Here is a 25,840-nt window from a genome sequence, read left to right as displayed (position 1 = left end):
GAACACCTCGCATGTAGATGTGGCGTACGCCCTTCTTGACGGATGAACCTGAAATTACGGGCCAGACGGCGTATCGATAGGAGAAACCCGTGAACCAGGAGTGAGGCGCAGTTGGCCTTCGGTTACGATGACGTCTCCGGGACTAAGACCGCTGCCAAGAACTGCAACTTCGCTGCCCGGCTGCGATGAGGTTGTGGGCCTATAGGTACGGAGCACGGTGACCGGCACCATCGTTGCAAAGCCTGATTGGATCCGCCACGCGTACTTTCCCTCGAGTCCCTGTTGAATGGCGGATTGTGGAACAACGACCTGGCGGGGATCCACCCGTAAACGGAGGCGGACGTTGACGAACTGGCCCGGCCAGAGCGCCTGATCGCTATTGGAAAACGTTGCTTTCATGCGAACGGTGCCGGTAGTGGGATCGACAGTATTGTCAATGAAATCGAGATGGCCCTCGACAAGGCGGTTGTCACCTGTACCAGCCTCCACTTCTAGGGAGCCCGCGGCGCTGAGACGCTGTATTTCCGCGAGCGATTGTTCAGGAACCCCGAACACGACGCGAATAGGAGCGAGCTGAAGAAGCGTGACGAGGGTTGTATCGTTCTCAAGAACCACATTGCCGGCCTTGACCATAGCGGCGCCAGCGCGCCCGGCGATGGGAGCGACAACATCAGCGAAGTTGAGTTGTAACTTTATCTGCGACAGGCGCGCATGGTCGGCCCGAACCGCCCCGGCTGCGGCGGCGATGGCGGCCTGATCGGCCTGAAGGCTGGAACGCGTGGTGTCGCTCGCCGTGATCGCCTGCTTCACCGACTGACCCGAGAGCACGCCGAGGTCGCCCAACTTGACCGCAACATCGGCCTCGGACTGGCTCTGCTTCTGGGAAGCTGCATCTCGCGCCGCAACCGCGACGGCCTGTTGCTCCATAGCGATATCGCGTTCGAGTTCGGCCTGCTGTTGCGCCTGCTGGCGACTCATCGTGTCGCGATCGATGGAGAAAAGAAGCTGGCCTTTGGTAATGTTTTGCCCTTCGGCGAACTCAACGTTTCTGATCTGCCCTGCGATGCGCGGCTTGACGTCAACCCGTTCGCCGGCCTCAACGTTTCCTGCCGCCGCGATCTCAAGTGGAACATCCTGCGACAAGACGCGGGCGACATGAATGGGGACTCCCTCCGGGGCGGCTGTATTGGCGTGGGCCACGACACGCGAACACGACGCAAGAGGGATGCAGAAAAAAATGCACAGAAGCGAGAGCGTTCCATTTGCCTGCATGGCTGTCGTACCTCAGTCTCCAGAATCTCCCCTTCCCCTGCACAGGAAAACTGATATGCAGCCGAAAGCGCAAAAGCTGCAGGGAGAAATGCTGAATCTGCCGCGGAAGAGATCTCTCCATGGTCAACTTTGCCACGGTTAGATCGGTTCGAGGGAGTTCCCTGCCTGGACTAGCGATGCCGGAGAGTGGAATGGATCACGTTTGCCTGCAGAAAAATGGGGGTTGGCTGCAAACATCTTGGTGGTATCGGGCGGATGGTGGATCCTGATTCTTGAATGTTCTGGTGAATGAATGACGGAACGAGGTAGATTGTTCCTAGAAAGAAGCAGCCGTCGCAGGGAGAAAGAAAGGACGCCATGAACGCTTTCACTACCTCCTTGGAATACCAACATGCGCCAGCGATCTCTCAAGAGAAAACAGCGGGCGAAGCTGCTACGCCCGTGAGCAGGCATCTCAACGGTTACGTGATGATCCTATCGCTCGCCGCGATACTGGCGCTCGCTACGGCAGGAGAGTGCGGGTCCATAATGCGTCCGGCCTCACTGATATACGGCACAGTCCTGTGGGGATGGTGGGGCACGATTGCCTGTGTTCTTTGGAAGCTGGCTCCGCGTCTGCCGATTGTGTCTAGCCTTTCAGTGAAGACAATTCTTCTGCACGCGGTTGCTGGATCAGTGCTCGCGCTCGTTCATCTGCTGATGCTGTGGAGTGTCGGCTTTCCGCTTGGGTGGGGTCCGGTGGGGGAACACGAGATGTGGGCGATTCTGTTCAACATAAATCGATTTGGCATCGAGCTTCTGATCTATGGATTCATTATTGGGATCGCTGGAACCGTTCAGTACAAGCTGCGCGCGCAGGAGGATGCTATGCGATCGCTGGAGCTCCAGAAACAGCTCTCGTCCGCCCACCTGCGAGCGCTCCAGATGCAACTGGAGCCTCACTTTCTTTTCAACACTCTCAACGCAATTACGACGCTGGTGGAATTGGGACGACAGAGCGAGGCTGTCGAGATGCTGTCCCATTTAAACCTGATCCTGAAGAGCACGTTGAAGCGGACAACACCTGAGAAGGTCCCCCTCTCGCAGGAATTGGAGATGATCGATAACTACCTCGCAATCGAGCAGATCCGATTTGCAGACCGGCTGCAGGTGCAAATCAAGGTCGACCCCGGAGCACTGGATGGCATGGTGCCGTGTTTTCTCTTACAGCCCATCGTCGAGAATGCGATACGCCATGGGATAGCGCATTGTGTGAGCGAAGGAAAGGTCGAGGCTTCTGCAAGGCTTGATGGAGCAAGTCTGCACCTGAAGGTACGGGATACAGGAGCGGAAGCCGCCGTACCGGCGCAGGACGGACACGGGATCGGGTTAAAAAATACGCGAGAGCGACTTATGCACTTCTACAACGATGAGTTCGCGATGAGGGCGCAGCCGCTTGACGAGGGCGGCTTTGAGGTTGCGATCACCATACCGTACGAGCCCCAGCGAAGATGACACTCAGAGCACTCATTGCCGACGACGAACCACTAGCCCGCGAACGGCTGCGCTTTCTTCTCGCCGGAGACGACGAGATAGAAGTGGTTGGCGAGTGCAGAAACGGCAGCGAGGTGTTGGCTTCGCTGAAGGCACAACAGGTCGATGTTCTGTTTCTCGATATTCAGATGCCAGGCAGGGGAGGCTTCGAAGTGATCGAGCAGATGCGTCCAACCCAAATGCCGGTGACAGTCTTTGTGACAGCCCACAACCAACATGCGCTTCAAGCGTTTGAGGTGCATGCGCTCGACTACCTGACCAAACCTGTAGAGCCTGAACGGCTGAAAGCCACCTTGGCCCGCGCCAAGGAGCGGGTCGCTTCGAACACCGCATTACTGAACCAAGAGCGTCTGAAACAGGTGCTCACCGAAGTGGGAATGCACGGAGTCGGCGGGAAGGAGTATCCGAAGCGCCTGCTCGTACCGAACGGCACAAAAGACATGGTGGTCAATATTCAAGAGATCGAGTGGATCGAGGCCGCAGACTACTACTCTTGCCTGCATGTTGGGACAAAGAGCTTCATGTTGCGGGAGACAGTCAAGCAGTTGGCCAACACACTTGATCCCAATCGGTTCGTGCGGATTCATCGCTCGACGATTGTGAACATGGACTATGTCCGTGAGGTGGCGCGAGAAGGTCGTAGCGAGGGATCGGTGACCCTAACACGTGGACAAAGACTAAAGATGAGCAAGAGCGGATGGCTGAATTTAGTAGCAGCCAACAGGTCATCTTGAATTAGATGCGAGTGAGTCCACACCTGCCGATTGAATGGCGAACCTTTCCCGCTCACAACATAAAGTGCACAGAAAAGCGCATTTACCTGCTAACGTGAATTCCCCGTCTCCCGTCAGATCCATAATCAACAACGTGCAACTCAGACCACCCACACGCCTACAGGTGAATAAAGCATTATCACGTTTTGATCGGTATTTCCTCTTAGAATCTCGAGTGAAGTCTTGCTGTCCGTCTCAAGCTGAGAGTCAGCTCACGCCTTTGCTCGATCCCACCTCTCCCGTCTATAACGGCAGCCGTTGCCGGCTTCGAGCATTCAGTTTGGTTCTCTGTTACTTGCTGCTATGGCGTCTTCGCTCGCGGCCGCGTTTTAGAGCGTGGACGCAATCCAGAAACAGAAGGTGGCTGTTCGCTGGTTACCAATCACTCAATGTTCCGATAGAAGACAGCCCGCAGTGTCTACGAAACGTACACCTTTGCTTCCCAGGCAAAGATTGGCTCGCGACCGGCAAAATTAGCAGGAACGTTTCTCTCCTGTGTGATCTCGCGCCACGACTGCCCGCTTGGCCAATTGGGCACAACATATTCTGCTGAGGAGCCAATGGAAGTATCAGTGTTGAAGTCGGAGAAATTGGCAAGCACAATGACGAGGGAGCCGTCTGAGCCGGGGCCCCGCTGCCACACCACGACGCGCTTGCCGTCGTTGAAGTCTACATGGAGAAAAGATGTGTCGTTGACGCTGAGCGCCAGACTGCTAGTGCGCAAATGCACCAAGCGAGAGACATAAGCCAGAAGGTCCTGACGCAATAACACGACTGCCTGCTGAATTGGGTCGTTGACGTTGTCCAGCAACTCGAAGTGCACTGGAGCCACCTGTTTGCCTCCATCCTGTGAGACATTGCCGTTCACGTCAAAGCGAGTGTGCAGGTCGGCGAATTCTTCGCCTGCCAGAATCATTGGAACGCCCACCGCTGTGAGCAGGCAGGTAAAGGCGAGTTTGATGCGACGGACCGCATCAGCAGGCGCGAAGCCGGCAAATTTGGCGAATGAGGTAAAGAGGCGTTCCCGTCCCGGGCCCTCAACGTCGTGCGAGGTGATGTAATTTACAGCCTGCGTGCCGTCGGTGAACCCGAGGTTTCTGCAATCGATAGCTTTGCGCACCGTCCACTCGAAGGTCGGCTCGCCCTCTGCGGCGGCATTCACGCCACGAACTGCGGCCCGCACCAATACACGGAAGTGATCGTTCCAGAGGCCATCGAGGCGATTCTGCGTTAGCAGGGCGAGAGGCACGGAGAGCTCTTCGCCGACCACGAGGAAGTGAGAGTCTGCACCCGCGCCGAGACGCTGCGTAGCCCAGCGCTGGGCGAAGAGTGCGCGGGCTCGGTCTTTGAAGCCCTGAACGAAGTCCCAGTTAGCTACGTTCTCCACGCTGTCGATGCGAATGCCGTCGACGTGAAAGTCAGTCATCCAGCGGGTGAGTTGGGTGTACATGTGCTGGCGGGCAGGAACCAATGCTGGCTGGTCCACACCAGATTCGGGGTCGTAGAAGGAAGCGGTGAGTGGGCGAGTGTAGCGGAAGAGTGTGCTCCCAAAGCCGTCTCTGATCTGTGGATTTCCGGACGTCGAGCGGGATGTGAGCGCGTCGGGATCGCTTTGATTGTGTGCGGGGTCGTCGATACAAAATTGATCGAACGCGATGTGCTGGTAGGCCTCGTTGCGTGAGAAGGCCATCACCATATCGACGAAGAATCGGATTTGCTGTTGATGACATGCCTTGACGAGGTCAGAAAGGTCTCTGTTTGTGGTCGGCCAGCTGTTGCCATCGGGCTGACCAAGCTCGGAGTCCGCCGCCAGATAATGTGCCGTATCGTAGCCCCACTCTCGCTTGAAGAAACTGTCGGCGGGAGGAAGGAGTTCGAGCGCGTTAATGCCCAGATCGGTGAGATAAGTGTTACCGGCCGCGGTGACGGCGAGATCGCTGAGGTTCTTGCCCGTTGCACCCGCTTCAATGAGCGCACGGACGTCCTGAAAGCTCCCCGTGCCTATGCCAACGCTCCCTGTCGCGGTGCGAGCCCATGCCGTGGGCAACTCGTAGATAACGAGTTGATTGTTCTGCGGGAGGGTGTTCGCGAGCGGATCATCGGAGAGGGTCAACTGCTCACCGCCCGGATCGCTCGGCTGCAGGAGGCCGTCGCGGAATAGCACGACCGCCGCAGGCTGCCGGTCTTCGTCGATGAAGGGGGAAGCGAGCGGCGGCGGAAGGAGCCGCCAGTCAACGGTCCAAGCCGTGGGGTCAGTGCAGGGGATGGGACCGCCGGGACGGTTGGGGTTGGTGCTCTGCACCGCAAACCAGTAGTGGTAGATAGAGCCATCCACGAGCCCGCAAGAAGTGGCGGCGATCTCCCACAGACCGGTGACCCCTGCTGCGGGTGTCATAGGAAAGCGGTTTGCGACCGCCAAGGTAGGGGGATTGCCTTGCTGAAATTGGCCGATGATCAGGACGGGAGCGTTCGCCACTGTCCCGGGACTCCACAGGACAAAATGAGTAGACTTGCGTGAAATCAGATCGAAAGGCATGGCGCTCTCCAAGGTAACTTGAGAATTTCTGGCCCTGTCTTGATAAACGTTAGAGTAGCAGAAGCTCATTACTTTCATATGGAGACCGCACAAAGCAATTTGGCGCAAACGTGCTAGCCTCTCTGCATCTGTCTGGACGCATTTGCGATTGTTACGACTGGTGCCGTTCAGTTTGTTATTTCTAAGCGTTTATATTTTTGTGTTGCTGTGGGCGGCTTGATTCAGACACCGATCAACAGAATTTCGAGAGGTCTTCATGGTCAGGTTGGAAGTCTGTCTTTCCCTAAGCGTCGCCGGTCTGCTTCTTTGTGGAGTAGCGCAAACCCAAACTCCCACATTGCCCGACGATGTGGATCGCGCAGATGCCTTACTGAAACAGATGACAACCGCAGAAAAGATAGGGCAGCTTAATCAGCCCTTCTACATAAAACTTCCAATCCCTGGTGTTAAGACCGATCCAGTGAGCTATGAAGACCGCGTTAGACATGGCGAGGTGGGATCGTTTCTGTTCCTAACCGACCCGAAAGAGATTAATCGTCTGCAGAAGATCTGCGATGACTGAGCAGCGCCTGCACATACCCATCTTGTTTGGCTTCGATGTTATCCACGGATTTGATACGGAGTTCCCAGTACCCCTGGGCATGGCTTCCTCGTGAGACCCTGCCGTGGCTGAGCATGCACAGTCCATTGCCGCGGAGGAGACCACTCGGATAGTGCAACATGAAATCCCCAAAGAAGTTCTTTCAACGGGATCTTCAGCACGTCTAGTTTTGTGACGTGAAACTGCACGCGTCCGTCTGAAGTAGGGTAAGGGTGCCAACCAGTTCTATAGGCATGGAAAGGACCTTGTGTATGGTGCAGTGCAGTTTCAGTCGGTCGCCTTCGAGTTGAATCGAGATGTTCTTGAGGGGAGCGTCGGGCGGAGAGACAAAAGACTCTGGATCATCGAAGGACGGATTAACCTGCCGGCGCGTGCGAACCATCTGTCCAAGAATCCACCGGATGTAAATACGAAAGCCTGGGCCTTTTCCGTAGAAGTAGATTGTGCGCGTAGACCGGACGCTCCTCAGTATGCTCTTATACCTCAGCCAGCTTAAAAACTAATAGTGGAGGTCGTGACTTGGCTTATAGTCCTGACCAAACTTGTTTTCATGACGTGCTAGCGCATCGGCCGTAGTTTGCAGCGTGATATTCCCGAGATTCACCGGTTCGGATAAAACTTGGATGACTTGCTCACCCGCGGTTTGATCCACGGGCTCCCCGTTTTCGCTCCATACGCTTAGACGATAGCCTCCGGGTGGGACGTTGCGGATCGAGACGACTCCGTTTTTTGCCGAGACCCCATAGTAGGGAGTACTTATCGCAAGGATAACTGCTCCCATCTCGGGATGAATATTGCAGAAGATATACGAGACCCCTTCTCGGTCGAAGCGTACAGAACGGGTTGTACCCGATTCATACAAACCAAGGTCGAAACGTTTTCCGTTAAAAAGCGAAAATACATTGTGAAAGAAGGGATCTTCATTAGGAAATTGTACGGAGGTGCCAGTAGGGACAACGAGCAGATGTGGAGCGAACATTTTATCTTTTTGGACCAAACGATATAGAGGTTGACGCGCCGGTGACGGAGGCACCGTTGTTCCAGGCTTCAAGGGTGAAAGCCATAAGACTACGTTCTCAACGCTGGGGGAGTTATGGTTTTTTCTATCATTCGAAGGTGATGACGCACGCAGAAGCACCTTCGCGGAGACCTCGACACCCTGGGCACATAGCTGCGGCGCCGCAATTCCCATCAGAAGGAACCAGCATCGTAGGGTCATCGACCTCGGCAGCCTCAGCACTATCTAATTCTCCTAAAACTGATATCCCGCTGAAAGCGTAAAAATGTCCGCTGTGGAGCCAGAACCATAGATGGGCCAGGTCCAAATTCTTCGGTACTCCGGCGAGAGGATGATATAGGTCTTTGGTCTATAAATCAGGTTGGCAACAAACATCTCGTTGCGAGCGCGAAGTTGCACTGCAGTTGCTGCCGCCGGAAACTGGAGAGCGTGAAAATCGCCCGCAAAGCCATCATCGAGACCCAGACTCGTGTTTACCTCGATCGATCGGTTATAGCGCGTTTTGAATTGGGCCCAGCCGCCGATCGCGTTCAAGCCGCGGTAGGAATCTTGGCCGGTAACAGGATTGATGCCGACGACAATGTCCTTATAGACTCCGCCGCCCAACCCGCCTAACCCGCGGCCGCGATATCCTTCACCGCTGACTTCAAAGTGATTACTTAAGGGCACGCGCCAGTCCGCCGTGACCGCCCAGGTATCCAAGCTCTCTCCGTAGGGATAACTCTGCCTGCTGTAGTATCCACCTAGACCGATCTGAAGAGGATGCTCGCTGGCAGAATTACCGTAGAAGTCCTTCGCAGTCCCATAGGATATCCGCGACTCATAGGCTGGCTGTTTGGAATATTCGCCTGGGCTGGGAGAGCGAAAGAGAAGATTTGTACTGTAACCCGCAGTCTGCGGATCCCATAGTCCAAATTCAAACTGCAGCTGCCTACCAGACTGAAGGGGAGTTTGGTGTGCATAGCGTAGCTGTGGCGACCATGTCCACAAGTTTCCTGCGCCGGACAGACTGGGTTCGGCGACCGTCGCATAAGATGTAGGCGATAGAGGTGAGATCAACGGCCCAACCATTCCCGCCTGAATTGAATCATGCTCCCAATCCAGATTGATACTAGCAGTCCGCATGCGGACGATACCAGCCGAAGTCGCAGAACTGCCATAAGCGAGCCCGCCGAAGAAGTCCAAATTGACGTCAGCGGAGGTTTTTGCCCCGGCGATTCTGGGGCCGAACCCCTGTAAGCCGAGAATGGTCTGACGAAAACCTGCGCCGCCACTGCCATCGCCTGAATCGTTACTCGCGCTCAGAGCAACTTCCGGAAGGTCAATATTGTCAACGATACCCTTGTTGATGAAAGAGTTGAAGAGGATCAGACCAGTGATGCGAACCGGGTACTTCGAATCACTCTCAATTTTGGTCTGCTCATGGAGCTTGACCTGTTCCTCCAGAGTCTGTTGCCTTTCCTGCAGATCTTCGATCGCTGAAGCAGTCGTCTTTGCCACGTCGACATTACTATTATCGGCGCTGGATTGTTCGGAATGGACAGGCTGAGTGGCTGCCAGCTGTTCCTTAATGAGTAAGAGCTCTCGCTGTAGTTGCAGAATCTCCTTCCGAGACTGCTCGAGTTGCTGATGGGCCTCATCAAGGGATGACGATATCGTCTCGATTCTCTGTTCCAGTTTGGCGGAGCGCGCATCAGCAGGCGAAGACAACGACGATGCTGCAGCCGAAACAGGAACGGTCGATTGCGCGTACAACGAGGCGCGCAATCCGGTTAGTATCAGACAAGCGAGAAAGCAGAAACCGGTCTCTCTCATTCCTCAACCTTTTTCATGGACGGGGATATATGTGGGGGAAGTCTTCTTTTCGACCGCGGCACCGAGTGCGAGTAACGACGCTCTTAGTAGATTGATCGTGAACACGGTATCGCCTTCGGCGGTTTCTTCGAGCTCAATCCCGCCGCCGTGCTCTTGCGCAATTTGTTGAGCAAGAGTCAGGCCAAGCCCCGTCCCGCTTTCCCTGCTCTCGCTTACGAATGGTAAGAATATTTTTTGGCGAACAGCGGCCGGCACACCCGGTCCACTATCAACAATTCTGATCTGAATCGACCGCTCGTTTTCGATGAGAGTCAGAGTAACGGTAGGAGGACCTTGGCCACGCTTTGCAGCTTGACAGGCATTCAGGAGCAGATTGTAAACGGCGCGGCCCAGTTTTTTGGCGTCGATCCATGCTTCGAGTGAAGATAGACCGATGAGAGTTATTTTGACGTCTCGACCCGCAGGATGGGAACGGACCATGCTCACCGCTCGCTGGATCATAAGTGCGATTGATTCAAACTCGGGATGGAGTGCTCGGCCGGTTTGAGTGAAGAGGAGCAGCGAGTCAAGAAGATCGGTCATCCCTTGAACGGCCGCTTGCACTTCGAGCATTAACTCTTCACGCTCCGGCTGAGATATATTTACGCCACTCATAAATTCGGCATTGGCATACATCGCCGAAAGATAATGCCTTAGATCATGGGAAATGGAACTCGCCATTCGCCCGATTGTTGCAAGTCTCTCTGCGTCGAGCAGGTCATGTTGGGTGCGACGCAGCTGAATCCGCATACGCTCAAAGGCTCTGCTTAGCTCCCTTATCTCCGCTGCTCCGTCCTCATTGAGTTGATAGTCAAAGTTACCTTGAGCTAGCGCCCGAGTACCCTCTACAAGGGTTTCTATAGGGCGGGTGAGGGTACGTGAGATGGAAACCAACATTCCCGATCCGACAACTAGAGCCACAAGAGCAAGCGCAAGGACCCAGCGGTTCACTCTATTCACCAACTGCGTGGCTTCTTCGAATGACTTCAAGACAACAAGCTGAGGTATCTCCATTGCGCTCTCCTGTCTGGCAGAGGTGGTGAGTCGCTCAGATGCCGCGAGATAGTCCATCTTCCCAAGTTGAATTTTCTTGTTCTGCGTCGGCATCTCCAACAGGTCCCCGCCCCGAGCGACGAGCTCCTGCTGTAACACTGGACTCAATGTGCTGACCACAACTCTACCGTGAACGGAGAAGGCAACCTGCGCCGCAGCTGCTTCGCTAACCTCGCGGGCGACATGTTCATCGATGGGGTATCCCACAGCGACAAATCCGAGGAGAGTTCCGTGCTCCTTTAGCCCAAAGTAGAGTGGCTGTGTCGAGATTTCGTATATGCGGTCGTCTAGGGAAAGCAAGATTGGCTCTCCAGGTTTGTAGCGTTCCATCTCGAGCCCGTGTGCTACCCCTGAATGGTCGAGCGCCGCGCCGCGATTGTAGGAAACGATGAGTCTTCCGTTTTGATCAAGTAGCGCGAAGAAGTCGCATCCACTCACCTGCCAGAACTCAATTCCGCCATCCTCGATGGTTATGGGATCGTAGGTGGTCATTAGAGACTTCAGACTTGGCAGGTCAGCTAGAAGTGCAGACTCTCGCGCTAAGAGTTCACGCTGCTGACGTTGTAGGTTCTGGTAGGTCTTGACTGAGTGTTGGAGGTCAGATGCGAGATCCGTCCGAGTCTGCTGTTGAACGATGGTGCGGATCACCAGAAGACTCAGCAGTGTGCAACCGAACGAGAGAATGAGCAAAGGGATCAGCAGCGTCGTCCTCATCCGCAGCCTGTCCATCAGTTTCGGTCTCCCATGATCGGTGGGGATATCAGCTTCCGCGTACAAATTTGTAGCCAATGCCATGGATAGTGCGGAAGTATACAGGCTTTGCCGGATCCATTTCTAACTTCTGCCGTAACTTCATGATGTGGTTGTCCACCGTGCGCGTCGTCGGGTATGACGTGTAGTTCCAGACATCGTTCAGCAACTCTTCTCGAGTAATTACACGTTCCGCGTGTTCGACAAAATACTGGAGAAGCTTAATCTCGTGTGCGGTGAGAACTACAGTCGCACCATCTTTAAAAACTTCCATGCCAGAGAAATCTGCAGTCACGTTTCCAAAGCTAACGCGAGTGTTCGCTACCGGCTTGCGGGTTCGTCGAATTGCAGCCTGCACCCGCGCCATCAACTCGCGCGGACTAAACGGTTTTGTGACATAATCGTCTGCGCCCAACTCCAATAGCAAAACTTTATCTGCGACCTCAGAAACTGCGCTGAGAACCACAACTGGAGTACTAGCTGACCAGTTCTTGATCCCCTTGCACACCTCCAGGCCTGACATGCTTGGCAGCATCAGATCGAGTACAACACCGGCAGGCCTTAAGCTTTTACAGGTCGCCAAACCCTGCGCGCCGTCGCCGGTCACATGTACGTCGTAACCCTCGGTGGTGAACTGCCGATGAAGCGCCTTTTGAATTCTAGGATCGTCTTCGATTACCAAGATCAAGCTCACTGTTTTCGCTCCTCGAGGAATCTCGGTCGCCCACCGATTCCTGATTCTTATATTCTATCGAGAGACGTCAAGTTTCTCTGACGATCACACACCTAGGTGTTTGATTCGTATAATCAAATGACAAAGCTCTGACAACTTGGAGACATTCAGAGCTCCCAGATTCACTTCCAAACGAGGAACGCATAAATATTGCCTTCTCCGGCAGATTATTTTATGTGGCATAGGACGCCGGGAGCCCGAAAATAACACGCGTGACCAAACTGTCTGTTGCAGACGTTCTGCATGATGTTGACGATCACCATCACCAGAACTCTCGCCGCAGAACAACAAAACGCGGCAAGCGAGAATCCTGTAAAACCGACACATCTAGATTGGCGGCTAACCATAAATGAGAGCCGAAACTGAGAGTTGAATCAAGAACCAGCGGGATGCAGCGCTACGGTTTCACCTCTATTCGTCTCCTCAATCGAGTTTTCTTGGAGTCCAAAATAAACAGTCATAAGGTTTCGAGCGATTTCTTCTAAGGAAAACCTCTCAAGATCTTCTGCTTTACGCTTCGGCTTCGTCAATGCATCACAGATTGCCGTTGCCAACCCAGACGATCCTTTGTCGGAATAAAGATCGAAATAATAGCACGCCTTACCGCCTACCTCACGGAACGTAGGAATATCGGAGCACACGACACGACTTCCGCACAGCAGTCCCTCGACGATCGGTAGACCAAACCCCTCCATAAAAGAAGGAGCTAATAATATGTCACAGCTCTTGTAAAGCCATATCAACTCCTCATCACTTACGCCATCTATTAATTTTACGCTGTCTCCCAGAGCTTCTCGCTCAATGACGGACTTGATCGTAGTAGTCTCAGGGCCATGATTACCTAACAAAAGCAACAGCGTTCGCCTGTCAATTCTTTCTCTTTTCAAGAGTTCCCCAAAAACCCGGAGTGCCATTGTAATATTCTTGTTTGCGCGATGCTGGGCGACCATCAGAAAAAACGGTCGGTCTGTGATGACGGAATAGCTGTGTCTGCTGGATTTAATGTTTACACAGTTGTAAACGACTACTCCTTTTTTCTTCGCAACCGCAGGGAACCTTGTATTCAGTCGCGACAGGGTAGTTTCAGAAACGCAGGTGACTAAGTCAACCTCCCCCAGACATTGTTGAAGAAATACTCTATTAAAATAAACCTTCGGGAATCCAAAATTGTCTGGTTCATCATATGGGTAAAGATCATGTAACGAAACCACCACGGGTCGATTTAGGGTGGCACGTCGGATGGGAACGGGAAACGAAAGATGAATGATATCTGCAGCCACGGCATTTGCAAGTCTTGGCAGCTCACATAGGTACCAAAGATTTCGTGCAAAAGCGTCATTGTGTATATCGACAACTACGACGCTCAGTTTCATGTCTTCCATTTGAAAAGAGTGTTTAAAGTACGATTCTTGCCACTTTCCAACAACCAAGGTGACCTGAGAGATCTCTTTACGGCTAGCCGCACAGCACGCGAGACTGTATGCGTGTCTACAAATACCTGATGGGCCAGTAGATGACGAAACCGCAGTAATCAATATATTCATAGCTTCGCTTTACATTTCTGAATTGGCATTAACGTAGGTCGACCACAACTGTCTCAGATAGGAACCGCGGAGTAGTTTTTCTGCGTATCGTCTTACAGCAGCTAATGGTCGAAATAACAAAAGAACGCAGATCTTAACACACTTTGGTTCAATACTTCGAAGCAATGGCACAGATGTGAAGATTACCTGCTCGTGCTCCCGACGTTGTTTATCTGGATTGCGGCACGTCTTGCTGGCAGGCTGCAACCTGAAATCTGCAAGTATCTCTGAAAGATGTCTAAAACGATATCCATTCGAGGTTAAGCGTATAAAAAACTCGAGGTCCATGACATATTGAAGATTCTCATCAAGCCAGTTATCATCATCAAAAATTCGTCTTCGAAAGAACGTAGCTGTTGTCGGGATATATAACACCCGATGGTAAAAAAGCACAAACTTACTGAACTTGATCTCCGGACGAACTTGAATAAGCCGCCCCGACTCATCTACTACGCGGTAGTCTCCATACAAAACATCAACGTCTGGGTTCTCTTCAAACACCTTCACTACATGCTCAAAGCATCCGAGTCGATAACGGTCATCGGAGTTTAGCCAACCAATGATGTCGCCCTGAGCCCAGCGGAACCCCTTGTTTAGAGCTTCACTCTGTCCGCTATCTTGCTCGGCAACCCAAGTAATGTTGGTGCAATTCTTGTCGCTCGGGAGACTCCGCAATAAGTCGATTGTGCCGTCAGTCGACATTCCATCGATTATTAGATGTTCGCAGACCGGATAATTTTGAAGACGTACGCTTTCCAAAGCTTCTTGAATGAAGCTAACTTGATTAAATGATGGTGTGACAACCGAGATTGACAGGGAACTTTTCATTGATTTGTCACTATGAAAGATATGGTTTCCGATGGTGGCGGATTATCCTTTACTTGACGTCATTAATGTTAGTTGTGTAATTTGTGCTCGGAGATAGAGCTGATTGGCAGCGACCAGATAGTCTCCGCCCGTGAACCAGCGGTCGCCCTGCGTCTCGCACCGATCGCAAATACGACATTCGGAGACGCAGAATTATGCGCCTGTGCTGTCGATACGTTCCCATACCAATCCTCAAGCCCATCCGTTGTGCATCGTCATTCTGATTCGAGCGACCAGCACTCGGCGTGGATCACACTCCTCCAGTTCGAGCCAAAATCGCGTCACCAAGAGGTATATTGCTGTCATGGCAATTGAGAGTGCAGTAGAGCTTAAGACTATGAGGAAGCGATGCGGGCTAGACTTTCGCTCGGGAAGACCGGGAAAATCAATGATTCCGACTGTCGGAATGGATTTGGCTTCGTCGATACGAGCCGTCTCATATTCTTCTGAAAGTAGGTCAAAGACGGTTTCATGAATGCGAACAGTCCTATAAAGATTGGCCCACTGAACACCCAATCGAGGGAGTTCTCGTAGAGCTGGATATGGATGAGTTGAATCAAGATTATCTTCTTCCACTCCCTGAATGCTCCGTCCATTGGTGCGCTGTAGTTCGTGTTGCAGGATTGCATTTCTTGCCTCCGCCGCGCGTACCCGGACATTTTGATCGCCATAAATCTGGCGCAGAGCGCTCAGTTCCGTTTCGCCAGCTATAAGTTGCCCTTCGAGCTTGGCTCCAGCGTCTACGGTGGCTCTGGTCTGTTCTTTCAGATCAATTGTGGTGTTTTTCCTGGAGAAGTCACTCAGTTCCAGCTGTGCGCGCTCTAGTTCAGTTTGGACAGTATTCAGGCGCTGCTCAATAAATTCGCGTTCGCGACGAGCGGCGGAAGTATTAACTCGAGCGACTAATCTATTCAGTTCATCTAGATAAGCGTTAGCCAGGTCTCGCGCACGCTCGCGGTCACCATCTGTTACAACGATTGTGATCACGCCACTTTTCGAATCTTCAGTAATCTTGGTCAGATGTGCTAATCGCTTTGCAGTACTATCTCGATAACGTCTGTGATAGACCCGTTGCAGGTCAAACTTATCGATAAGATGCCCGGATACTGTTCCGCTATGCAACAACGCAACGAACAGGGCGCTGTTGTTTTTTACTCCAATGAGACTGCCAGCTAAACCTGAGAGACTGCTAGCTGAGCTCTTACCCACTAAAGCAGCAAGCATGGCAGCACCATTGCCGCCCTGTTCTGGCGGCATGATTCGTGCTCCGGACTCGTATTGCTTAGGCAGTGAGAACGCGACTAAAATACTAATTGCGAAGGTGGCTCCAGCTGTGCGGAGAAAAATACGCCGGTTATCCCAGAACAGTGACGCGTTTGTCACCCAGGTTTTCTCGACACCATCCGATTGCTGCTTGTTGCGGCTCGGAGAGGGCGCTTGAGACGTGGGCGTTGATAAGCTTGCCTGCATTGCTACCTCGACAGTGATGAGTCTGGACTCCGTGAACCACCAACTGCTTGTCTTAGATAAAGAGTCATATTAAAATACTAGGTGTCGCTCGATAAAATAAAATTTAGTCTATACAAAGACCTGAAACTAGCACTTTTGGACTCACGTCATAATTCCTAGTGAAGCGCCAACGCTGCTGCGAATCCCACCGAAGAGAATACCTGCGCTGAAGCGAACAGATTTCTCCACAAGGCCGACCCACCGAAGACCTTCTGGGGAACAACAACGACGTCGCCCGGATCAAGCTTTGTATCAAGAACCCCTGGCTCATGCCAGTTATTCGAACGTCTCCCTACCACGAGGCCGTTAGCCCGGATGACAAGAATTTCTTTTCGGTTACCGCCTTCGGTGCTACCCCCCGCTCGCTGGAGATACCAGCCCGTGGTCTTCCCCGGAACGAACGTGATTGCAGACGCGTTATAGACCTGACCAGTGACCAAAACGAAACCTGGCCTTTTAGGTATAGTGAGGACGTCTCCATTACGCAGTTCGACATCTGCGGATGTGCCTTCCCAGCTTGAAATATCTCTGTTAATTTTGATTACCAAACGTCCAATTGCTGGTTGGTTGCGCAATCGAGAAACCACTTCTTTTTGTTGCTGGACGAGTAACTGCAATGTCGCCGCATCGTCCTGTGCGGAGAGGCTCGGAGCCAGCCTCGCACCAGCGGATGTTGTCTCAATCTGATGGATCAACTCATTTCGGCTCTTGTCTTCAAGCTCTTTTACCTGAAGTCTGATCAATACTGCCCCTGAGGGGTAAGCCGAAGATCGAAACCCACCTGCGCGTTTCAAAACTGAACTCAATCTTTCCCCCTCTTGCAGACCGTAGGAACCGGGATAAGCAACTTCACCGGACACACTTACTGAAGATCCAATATCGTTCCAGCCTGATATTTGATGGATTGTCAGCACGTCCCCGGCTTTGAGTATTACGTCTGAGGCCGAATCGTAATTGTTGACTGCCGCTCCGATTCGGATTGCCCCTCTACGGCTTATAACCTGTCGTCCATCTTTCACGTCATAACTAGCAAGATCGGCGGCATCAAGTAGTGCACTCCGCTTGAAGCCGCCTGCCATCCGAACGAGTTGTGCGGCGGTCATTCCCTGAGAAAGCGCATACTCTCCGGGGTGGATTACCTCTCCGTGTACCTGAACTTTGGGAGCGTCTGCTTCATAGCGACCTGCGATCCGGATTGTGTCGAAAGGTCTTAAGTCAAGTTCTTCGTTCCCGACAAAAACGTCGGGCACGCTAAATGAAATAGCTTCAACACGCAAATCAGGTGGCATCAGACGAACAATTTCCCCGCGATCCGCGGGTTCTGGAAGGAGGTCTTGGTACGACCGAAGAACATCATTCAACTTCATTCCATCGTGGTAGGGAAACTTTCCAGGTCTGACAACATGTCCCTCAACGTAGATCGCCTTTTCGCTATAAGGCAGTATCGGGTTGATGTTAACGCGATCGCCGTCTAGAACGGCAAACTGCTCGATCCTTATCTGCGACGCCTCTCTCGTACTTCCTTCCGGTATATCCAGGTTCAGCGTCGCCCGGTGCCCTTGCTCGTCAATTCTTTCGATTGTTATGCGGCTCATCGCAGCAGCCACCAGCAAACCACCGGCTTCGTCCAACACTTCAGATAGTTCTCTCTCGCCTCTTAGTTCATAGATCGCGGGGCGCTTAACCATCCCTGCTACTGCAACCTGTCGTCCGACGGGCGGTATCAAAATCGTGTCGCCCGCTTCCAGTCTTTCCCCGTCCGGCCGAACACCGTGAAGTAAAAAGTCATAGAGATCTACCTCGCGCACCAATTCTTTTCCGCGATATTGGCGAGCTATACGTAATGAGCCAAGGTTGGTTGGTCCACCGGCTGCATATAGCGCGTTGAGCGGAGTCGCTAGCGAGCTAAGGTCGTATGCTCCAGGACGTTGAACATCACCAACTATGTACACTCGTATGGTTCTTAAACGCGAAAGAGTTACCGAAACCTTCGCGTCTCTGAATTGCTTCCCCAATTCCTGCTGAATTAACTCCTGAGCGCGGCCGAGAGGCAGTCCCGCGACTAGGACGGCCCCGACGTCGGGCAGTACAATTGTCCCCTCACGATCAATGTTCCTTGGAAAGGTCTGTGACACTCCTCCCCAAAGACTAATGATCAGTCCATCGCCTGCCCCCAGAATATATTCCGGGCCGACCGGCACATCAATTGACATCTGTTTGGCAGTCAATCCCCTCTCAAGAAACATATCCGACCCGAAGCGTCTGAGCTTCGAAGTCTGCTCCGGAATTTGGGAGTATAAATCGCGAAGCGACTGAAGGTTGTAAGGAGTTGTCTGATGAATTACCTCAGTCGAATTACCACTGTTGCGATCAGACTTGATCGGTGGCGAGAGATCTCCCCGTTCCGAAGAACCTGATCCACCTTTTTTCCGGACAACATCGGAACTAACATTATCCGGCCGGTCGAAACCAGGAGAATTTGCATCTTTTACACCGCCCCTCAAAGAATCAGGACCTCCAGAACCGAGTGAGGTCGTTGGGTTGAGAGACTCGTCGAACTCTTGCATATCTGAACTCTGTCTATCTAAATCTGAACCGGACAAGTAGCCACGCGCCCTCAGCCATACTGTAATTACGGCGCGTAGTCCCGTATCTGTGGATATGCCCTTGTACAGCATGTCATCTGTAATAGCATCTGACTGCGTTGTAGTTCCCTGCTGTTGCAGATAGTCGGCCATTACCTCTTTGATGTCCACTATCAATTCTGGTCGAGACTGCAAGACTTTGAGGACTTGATCTGTGGTCAGGACGCCGTTTGTTCCCTGACTTGTATTATCCCCTTCGGCACTCAATCTTGTGCGGCCTGCACTGTCATCATCGGTTGGGTTGGAATTGGGAGTCCTTGGAGATGGTGACAACGAAGGCGAACCAGATGGCAGGCCGGCCGGCAAAGTCGGGGCCTGTAATTGCTGTGACCAGACGGACGTTGATGAAAGCAAACAGCAAAAGAAGATAGCGAACCACCGTCTCCTACCCAGCTCAAAAAAGCTCATATAAAAGACTTGTAGCCTTCCTTCCTGCACTCGAATACGTCGCCGATCAGTTCCGGCTACGTGCTTCACAGGTTTTCTACAAAATTTGGAGTCAAAGCCACCATCTTCTACATTCATTTTCATAATGGCCCCGACAGACAGAACGATTAGTGGCCACGACACAAACTACGTAAACACTATCCAGATAAAAATGCGACCAAGGTCTACAACTCCCTACCTGAATCGCTCTATCACGATTGTTCTAAATAGATTAGCAGTGGGTATATCGCCAAGCGGCGATGACGGCGAGCTGAAGCCTATCTTTCCGAAGACGTGTTGCTCTTCCTCCAACGAGCTGCTTCGATTAAGTAACAGCAACCCTGTTCCAGGTGAAAGCGCAACCGAAAAAAAAATATCCAATTTCATCTAGTGCTCCACGCAACCGAAGCGATAATCTTGTCTCCCTGTTGGTGACCGTAATCTTAGCGGGTCGACGCAGAGGAAACAGTTTATCGCTAACTTCGCAGAGCTCCCCACGCCCCGCGTGTGACAAAGCTCTGCAGAGCAAAAGATAGAGCTTCGTTCCTGGAAATTTTGCTAACACTATTCTTTTTCCGTACCGTTCGATCCATAGACTGACGGGCCGAGGTAATTGACTGATTGCCCACGTTAACACCTCCGGCAGGCAGGGCATGGCAAAATTCTCGCGCGAAACGAGTGTCGCAACTCCCACTGCAAGGGCAATCTCTTCGCTCTTCGATACATGTCTTTGTACTTCAATCCATAAGGTATGGTTTTCCTGATTAAACTTAACAAAATTCACGAATTCGAGAATCCACGCAGCTCGTGTCCATTCTCCCTTCAGATGCTTAAAAAGATGGACTGCCTGCGCGATAAATTTGTCAGAATCAGAAAGAATTGGTAATTCCAGATCTCGCCAACGCCGAGAGCTCAGCCTGAATAGTCGGTCATCCTGAAAATGGATACAGTCCCAACCACGGTCGTCGGCAAAATGTATTTCTACACAACGCTGCGGTTTCACCTTATAGAGATTTCTCAAACATGGCATACCTTCACCGCCTGCTTTGAACTCCCTTACATTACTCCCGATACCAGTTAATAAATACCCGTGTCGTCGCATTATCTGCTCGCAACGAGAGATGTCGTGATTAGCTATCAAAAAATCGAGATCAAGCTGACAACGCAGCGCAGCCTCCGAAAACGCATCGGGAGCCAAAGTGAAACCTTTAAGGTTGGCGTAGGATATCCCTGCATTTTTGAAATCCCTATTAATCTTCAGAAACTCCTCGAACAAGCGATTCGTCTTTTCCTGGTTATCCGCAGCATTTTTTTTGAGACGGAGCAACACGCGCGGAGGGATCGCATCGTTCATGTGCAGGACATGGAGCCGGTCTAAAAAATAAATTGCCAGACCACTAGCATCCAACCAGGGATAAGTTCCCTTCCAAGCCCGATAACTAAATTTGGAAATGCGCTCGCCAAGCATCCGCGAATCCTCGGTTTGGAACGTCGCAATCACGGCCTGTGCCAATCGGTAATTCATTCGCGGCATAACCTTCCTATTTGCGTTTATTCTGTGATTACAGCTAGAGAGGCTAACACTTTTACTAGGGCTGTCTTTTGCATCGTCATTCTGTCACATGAAGAGTTAAGGTCATCGAGCCGTGCCCGGACCCGCAAAACACTGAACAGTGGCCTACAAAATCTCCGGTCTGGGTTGGCGTGAAAGCGAGCTCCGCAGTTTTCCCTTTGTCAATCCTGGTGGTAAGGTTCAATTCTTTGAATTTGACACCATGAGCGACGTCCTGAGTTTTTAGTTCGATGATGACCGGCTCGCCCTTTCTCAAGGTGATCTCTGACGGCTCATACGCATACCGCTTTACTGAAACAATAACTGTCTTTGGTGCATCCGAGGCTGCGGTGAATCCAGACAGTGCTAAAGCGCCAAGAGTGAATATGCCAACCATGAACACTTTTGCCGAGACCGGTAGTTCCATTTACACCACGACCTTTCGAGGCTGGAGGCAAGGGTTAACAATCCGCTTACACAAAGCTCGCGCCGACTCGCAGACGACCGCGTTATCCATAGGTTAGTAGAGCTATGTGAATCAGTTGTCATTGTGCAATGTGTTGTTTGTCACTTGTTTGTAAAAGCCCGAAAGATATTCTTCTGGCTCTCTCTAGGGCTCCAACAGCAAGGGAATTAGTGATGAAGTTAGTTGCTGGACCGTGATGTTTGCACAGATGAACCCAAAAAACTCTGCCCTTTCGAGGTCAAAAAGCAGAATTGTTCCTGTACCTATCATCAATGTCCGCAGTTTCTTATCGTGGAGAATGGATATCTCTGCGAGGCTATCGGGGGGCACTATGTCTCGAAGAATCTTCCAGGAGACGACGGCCGGTCTATTTCCATGGGTTTCATTAATCCAGAGACGTCGAATGGCTATGGCGATCTCTAAGTCATTCGATTGGACAGAAAGTCGATCGGGACCGGTGCCATTTGTGAACAGATATGGCGTGGCGACGAAACGTCGTAGAAGATCAGGAGGGCGGCTTTGATTTCTCATCAAACGAGCACTTTCTCCCTGCGATTGGCTACAAACGCCCGGAGATGCCTCGCGGCGAACCTGGGAGTTCCTCCATATCGAAATAGCCAGCACGGCAACCGTGAGACGGCTTCGACAGTAAGGTCACGCATCGCCGAGGCTTCGAACAGCTGAACAGGCAATCTTTCCATGCTCGAATCAAGGTAGCTATGGGCTTTGCACGATGTCACCGTGGTGAACTTCGCTCCAGACTGTCGCGTTCTTTCTAAAAAGATCAGCCACCGCGGCTCACAAGCTCTCTCGATCCGCGTACCAAATGTCTCGGCGATGTTTATTTCGTAAGCTAACTCGCCATTCATTGATGTCTGCAGCTTATATCTTGTCAGGCCTGGAAAATGACTGACAGCATCGGGCAATAGCTTTACTGGAGCTGATGTGCCGTGTGCAACCAGCGAACTGCGGAACTGTGAGATATAAGTCCAATCATCAGAGACATAACTGAAGCCTTCTTGTGAGAGTGCGACAGATAACGTGGACTTCCCAGCCCCTGAGAGGCCGGCGATTAGTAACCCGTCACCATCGGACTCCAGACATGCGCAGTGCATGGGAACCATTCCCATGGCGGCACCTAGAACGCCAAGAGAAATTGGGACCAGCTTCTCCTTCCAGAATCGGGAGTTTCTAGCCGCTACCGTCGAGATACTGGCGTTAACCGTTCGACGTAAGATATCGAAGACAAAAATGTTGTCACTGCCGAACGAAGCTGTTACCACATGATGTAAACCCCGGAAGTGCGGCTCTCCCATTGGTTTTGGTGAAGACTCGTTGACCAAAACTCGCATGCTGAATCGGCTCGTGAGGATGGGATTGGTGGGAATCGAAATATTACTCAACAAACTCAGTAGTTCACATGAGTTTGTGTGCAGATCGCAACTCGCACCTGCGAAATTAAGCTCCTTGCTATGGGGTAAAACTGTTTCATCTGTTGAAAATGAAGTCATCGGAACACCTGTCGGATCTCACTTTATCTCAATGGACGGAAGAATTCCGGCCTCTCTTAGAAACTTTACAAATTGCTGACAGGGATGTGACAACTGCATCGATCGCAAGTCATATCGTCCAAAATAAGCGAGGAGATTGCATTGCCTAAGGCCCGCAAAATTGTCTTCTTTTTCCCATCTTTCGCTAGTTCTGACGCGACCGCACCTCTAGGCATCCTCGCCGTAGCCACTCCATTGATCCGAGCCGGCTATCAGGTCGTTCTGATCGACTCTACTATCACCCCAAATTATAAGCAGCGCGTGTTGGAAGAGGTGCGTGACTCTATCTGTCTCGGAATCTCTTTAGTGACCGGGCCGATGATCCGTGAGACCGTTGAAATTGCCAAAGCTATTAAGGCTCGAGACCCCGAGTTCCCGATTGTCCTTGGGGGGTGGCACCCTTCTCTTTTGCCAAAACAGACGCTGCAATCGTGGTACATCGACTACGTAGTGTGTGGACAGGGAGAAGAATCCTTCCTCGAATTGGTTGGCCACATTGAGAACCAGTCCTCTCCAGACTTTGTCTCCGGCATCGGTTTCAAGCGAGATAATAAACTTATATTTACCCCCGAGCGCGCGCTAAGGCCTATTGTGGAACAACCTCCAAAGTCTTATCAGATTGCGGACTTTGATGCCTATGAGCGAATGTGTGGAAGGCGCTGGGCAATGTACACCTCCAGCCTTGCCTGCCCCTTCGATTGCGCCTATTGCACCAACGGTGCGGTTTATAAGCGTAAATGGAACGCTCTTCCGGCGGAGCAATTCGTTGAAGAAACTGTTGACCTAAGCCGTAGGTACAACCTCAGTATGCTTTGGATTGTGGACGATAACTTTTTAGTTGACTTGGATCGTGCGCGAGCCATCAGCGAGGGCCTAGTGCAGGCCGAGGCAGAGTTTCAGTGGAGTATCCAAGCAACTACAAATCTGACCTCTAGGCTTTCGCTGGAGGATTTGAAATTGCTGCGTCGCAGCGGCTTGCATCAAATTTGCCAAGGTGTCGACTCCGGATCTCCAAAGATCCTGAAGGCCATGAACAAAACCTTTCAAAACTTCGAAGATATCTACGAAAGCGCGGCGCGGTGCTTAGCCGCAGGAATGCGTCCCTCTTTCAACATTATCTTTGCCTACCCTGGAGAGGGAGCAAAAGAGCGTCGAGAGACCATGAATTTCATTATGGATGTATGCCGACGCTTTCCGGGCACGGAATTCTGGACTAATATCTTTACTCCCTATCCAGCCACCAATGTAATGAACAACGCTACCGAGCTTGGTATTGAGGTTCCTGACTCGCTTGAAAAATGGGCCGAGTTCTTTCCGCGTTACACCAAACTCCCTTGGCTGAACGGACATGATCACGAAGAGTTACAGGTTATGCGCGATTACCTACGTATTGCCTTCGATCGCATTCCGATCGGAATTGACCGTCGGACTCGCATGACTCGCCTTGCTCAGAAGTGCATATCTTTTCCAGCTCGCTTCCGACTTGATTATGGCCTATATCGATTCCCCGTCGAGCTTTGGCTCAATGACAAGCTCAAGGAGCGGACGGCGGGTTTCAAGCCAGTTGTGGATGCTCGCCGACTAGAACCGAACCCAGAACCGGGAGAGGTTACATGCTGAGTCAGGGCAAAGTCGTATTGTTTTATCCGCCATATGACGGGCCTCCGCTTGGTGCACCGCTTTGCCTACTCACTCTTGCAGCCAGTCTGCGTGAAGCAAACTTCGATGTCGTCATGATTGATGCCGCTATCGAACCGAATTACTTAACCCGTATAGAGTGCGAGAGCGTGGATGCTCTTTGCGTTGGGATCTCCGTTCTGACCGGCCCAATGATTCGCGGCGCTATAGAAGTGGCAAGCATAGTCAAAAGCCACGCGCCGTGGCTTCCAGTCATCTTTGGGGGATGGCACCCGTCGCTGCTTCCCGATGAAACCTTGGGTGAAAGCTTTGTAGATATGGTTGTCCGCGGTCAGGGTGAAATAACACTTGTCGAAACCGCCCAAGCCCTGGCTAATAAGAAATCTCTTCGTAACATTGCAGGGCTTTCTTGGAAGAGCAACGGGCAACATACTCACAACGTTGATCGGAAGATTGAATCTCTAGACTCGCTTCCGCTCCCCGCATTCGACCTTACTAATTTTGATGCTTACGAAGAAATCGCCGGCATTCGCAAACTCGCGTATGCGACCAGCGTTGGTTGCCCCTATGCGTGCAATTACTGTACAGACATGGTCTTTTACAAACGGAGATTTAATGCTCTCTCCGCCGATCGGACAGTAGCGGAAATGATCGAGCTCGTCACTCGCTACCGCATTGAAGAAGTGGCACTGCTTGACTCTAACTTTCCTGTTCAGTTGCCGCGAGCTCTTCAGATCGCCCGCGGCATCATTGATTCCGGAGTGAAGTTTAAGTGGACGTTTCAGGCCTCTACCGACTTTCTCTGTCGCATGAGTGAGGATGAAGTTCGGTTGCTCGGCGCCAGCGGCGTCTCACACATGGGCTTTGGCACAGAATCAACTTCAGACTCCGTGCTCAAGCTCATGAATAAGCGTCATCAACGTGTCGACGAGATGTATGAAACTGCGCGCAAGGCACAACTGGGTGGAATTCGCGTAACTTTCAACTTAATCTTCGGGTATCCGGGCGAGACAGAAGCAGATCGAATCATGACCTTTCAGACCATGAGCGACATCGGTCGTCAGTTTGCCAATGTTAGTTTCTCGCCAAATATCTTTACCCCCTATCCAGGAATTCCTATCTGGCCCCAGTTGCGCGAACTGGGTGTCCCTGAGCCGAAAAATCTTCATGAATGGATGGAGATGCCTTTGGGTGCAAACATGCTGCCTTGGCTTAAGGGCAACGAACTCGCCCGACTGCAACGTATGCTCAAGTACTTCTTACTCAATAATCAGATCGATCGTCAGCAAAAAAACTATTCCCGGCTGCGGTACGCCGTGCGGTTCATCGTTCAGACGCCAATCCGTTGGCGGCTCCGTTCAAGCAACTACTCATTTCCATGGGAACTCTGGCTTTCTAATCTCTCTGAACGCATCGTACTTCGCCGTTCGCTGGTGACTGGTCAGGAACTCCCTAAGGAGACCGTCAATGCGTGCTAATCA

18 protein-coding genes are annotated in these 25,840 nt (G+C 51.9%); 5 read left to right on the top strand and 13 right to left on the bottom strand.

Annotated features, from left to right (window positions below; all coding sequences use genetic code 11):
- Positions 1–54: 54 nt before the first annotated feature.
- Positions 55–1,200 (bottom strand): efflux RND transporter periplasmic adaptor subunit, encoded by a 1,146-nt coding sequence (locus RBB81_RS15910; protein WP_353071331.1) that lies wholly within the window; start codon positions 1,198–1,200, stop codon positions 55–57.
- A 429-nt stretch (positions 1,201–1,629) separates the two neighbouring features.
- On the opposite strand from RBB81_RS15910, the gene RBB81_RS15905 reads away from it, so the two are divergent.
- Both RBB81_RS15905 and RBB81_RS15900 read left to right on the top strand, forming a co-directional pair.
- Positions 1,630–2,766 carry a sensor histidine kinase gene (locus RBB81_RS15905; protein WP_353071330.1) on the top strand — a complete coding sequence of 379 codons (1,137 nt, stop codon included), beginning with the start codon at positions 1,630–1,632 and terminating at the stop codon, positions 2,764–2,766.
- Complete coding sequence (locus tag RBB81_RS15900) at positions 2,763–3,539, top strand: LytR/AlgR family response regulator transcription factor (RefSeq protein ID WP_353071329.1); 777 nt, start codon at positions 2,763–2,765, stop codon at positions 3,537–3,539. The genes RBB81_RS15905 and RBB81_RS15900 overlap by 4 nt, the downstream gene beginning before the upstream one ends.
- 457 nt (positions 3,540–3,996) lie before the next feature.
- On the opposite strand, the gene RBB81_RS15895 is transcribed toward RBB81_RS15900, so the two are convergent.
- Positions 3,997–6,114, bottom strand: coding sequence for an alpha-amylase family glycosyl hydrolase (locus RBB81_RS15895; RefSeq protein ID WP_353071328.1), 2,118 nt, complete (start codon positions 6,112–6,114; stop codon positions 3,997–3,999).
- Between the two features lie 256 nt (positions 6,115–6,370).
- Here RBB81_RS15895 and RBB81_RS15890 point away from each other — a divergent pair, with 256 nt between their 5' ends.
- On the top strand, positions 6,371–6,676 hold the full coding sequence (locus tag RBB81_RS15890; protein WP_183788220.1) for a hypothetical protein: 306 nt from the start codon (positions 6,371–6,373) through the stop codon (positions 6,674–6,676).
- 538 nt (positions 6,677–7,214) lie between these two features.
- Here RBB81_RS15890 and RBB81_RS15885 read toward each other — a convergent pair.
- The 11 genes from RBB81_RS15885 to RBB81_RS15835 all read right to left on the bottom strand — a co-directional run bounded on the left by RBB81_RS15885 (position 7,215) and on the right by RBB81_RS15835 (position 22,682).
- Positions 7,215–7,694 carry a cupredoxin domain-containing protein gene (locus RBB81_RS15885; protein ID WP_353071327.1) on the bottom strand — a complete coding sequence of 160 codons (480 nt, stop codon included), beginning with the start codon at positions 7,692–7,694 and terminating at the stop codon, positions 7,215–7,217.
- A gap of 273 nt (positions 7,695–7,967) precedes the next feature.
- Positions 7,968–9,548, bottom strand: coding sequence for a hypothetical protein (locus RBB81_RS15880; RefSeq protein WP_353071326.1), 1,581 nt, complete (start codon positions 9,546–9,548; stop codon positions 7,968–7,970).
- Positions 9,549–9,551: 3 nt separating this feature from the next.
- Positions 9,552–11,354 (bottom strand): sensor histidine kinase, encoded by a 1,803-nt coding sequence (locus RBB81_RS15875; RefSeq protein WP_353071325.1) that lies wholly within the window; start codon positions 11,352–11,354, stop codon positions 9,552–9,554.
- A 46-nt stretch (positions 11,355–11,400) separates the two neighbouring features.
- A complete protein-coding gene (locus RBB81_RS15870; protein ID WP_179583090.1) occupies positions 11,401–12,084 on the bottom strand; it encodes a response regulator in 684 nt (227 codons plus the stop codon).
- Between the two features lie 413 nt (positions 12,085–12,497).
- Complete coding sequence (locus tag RBB81_RS15865) at positions 12,498–13,667, bottom strand: glycosyltransferase family 4 protein (RefSeq protein ID WP_353071324.1); 1,170 nt, start codon at positions 13,665–13,667, stop codon at positions 12,498–12,500.
- A 9-nt stretch (positions 13,668–13,676) separates the two neighbouring features.
- The gene (locus RBB81_RS15860; RefSeq protein WP_353071323.1) at positions 13,677–14,534 is read right to left on the bottom strand and encodes a glycosyltransferase family 2 protein; all 858 of its coding nucleotides are present in this window, start codon (positions 14,532–14,534) and stop codon (positions 13,677–13,679) included.
- Positions 14,535–14,765: 231 nt separating this feature from the next.
- On the bottom strand, positions 14,766–15,830 hold the full coding sequence (locus tag RBB81_RS15855; RefSeq protein ID WP_353071322.1) for a lipopolysaccharide biosynthesis protein: 1,065 nt from the start codon (positions 15,828–15,830) through the stop codon (positions 14,766–14,768).
- Between the two features lie 368 nt (positions 15,831–16,198).
- On the bottom strand, positions 16,199–19,258 hold the full coding sequence (locus tag RBB81_RS15850) for an SLBB domain-containing protein (RefSeq protein WP_257025525.1): 3,060 nt from the start codon (positions 19,256–19,258) through the stop codon (positions 16,199–16,201).
- Between the two features lie 220 nt (positions 19,259–19,478).
- A complete protein-coding gene (locus tag RBB81_RS15845; protein ID WP_353071321.1) occupies positions 19,479–20,678 on the bottom strand; it encodes a nucleotidyltransferase family protein in 1,200 nt (399 codons plus the stop codon).
- Positions 20,679–20,763: 85 nt separating this feature from the next.
- Positions 20,764–21,132: a cupredoxin domain-containing protein gene (locus tag RBB81_RS15840; protein WP_179583080.1), complete on the bottom strand. Its 369-nt coding sequence runs from the start codon at positions 21,130–21,132 to the stop codon at positions 20,764–20,766.
- 569 nt (positions 21,133–21,701) lie between these two features.
- Entirely contained in the window at positions 21,702–22,682 is a 981-nt protein-coding gene (locus RBB81_RS15835; RefSeq protein WP_353071320.1) for a hypothetical protein, read from the bottom strand.
- A gap of 141 nt (positions 22,683–22,823) precedes the next feature.
- On the opposite strand from RBB81_RS15835, the gene RBB81_RS15830 reads away from it, so the two are divergent.
- Positions 22,824–24,341, top strand: a complete 1,518-nt coding sequence (locus RBB81_RS15830; protein WP_353071319.1) for a B12-binding domain-containing radical SAM protein — start codon at positions 22,824–22,826, stop codon at positions 24,339–24,341.
- Positions 24,335–25,837, top strand: a complete 1,503-nt coding sequence (locus RBB81_RS15825) for a B12-binding domain-containing radical SAM protein (protein WP_353071318.1) — start codon at positions 24,335–24,337, stop codon at positions 25,835–25,837. Before RBB81_RS15830 ends, RBB81_RS15825 begins: the two co-directional genes overlap by 7 nt.
- The last annotated feature ends 3 nt before the right edge of the window (positions 25,838–25,840 follow it).

It is taken from the genome of Tunturibacter gelidoferens (assembly GCF_040358255.1).
Classification (GTDB): domain Bacteria; phylum Acidobacteriota; class Terriglobia; order Terriglobales; family Acidobacteriaceae; genus Edaphobacter; species Edaphobacter gelidiferens.
Note: the sequence above shows the minus strand (reverse complement) of the source record. Positions and strands in the feature narration are given on the sequence as shown.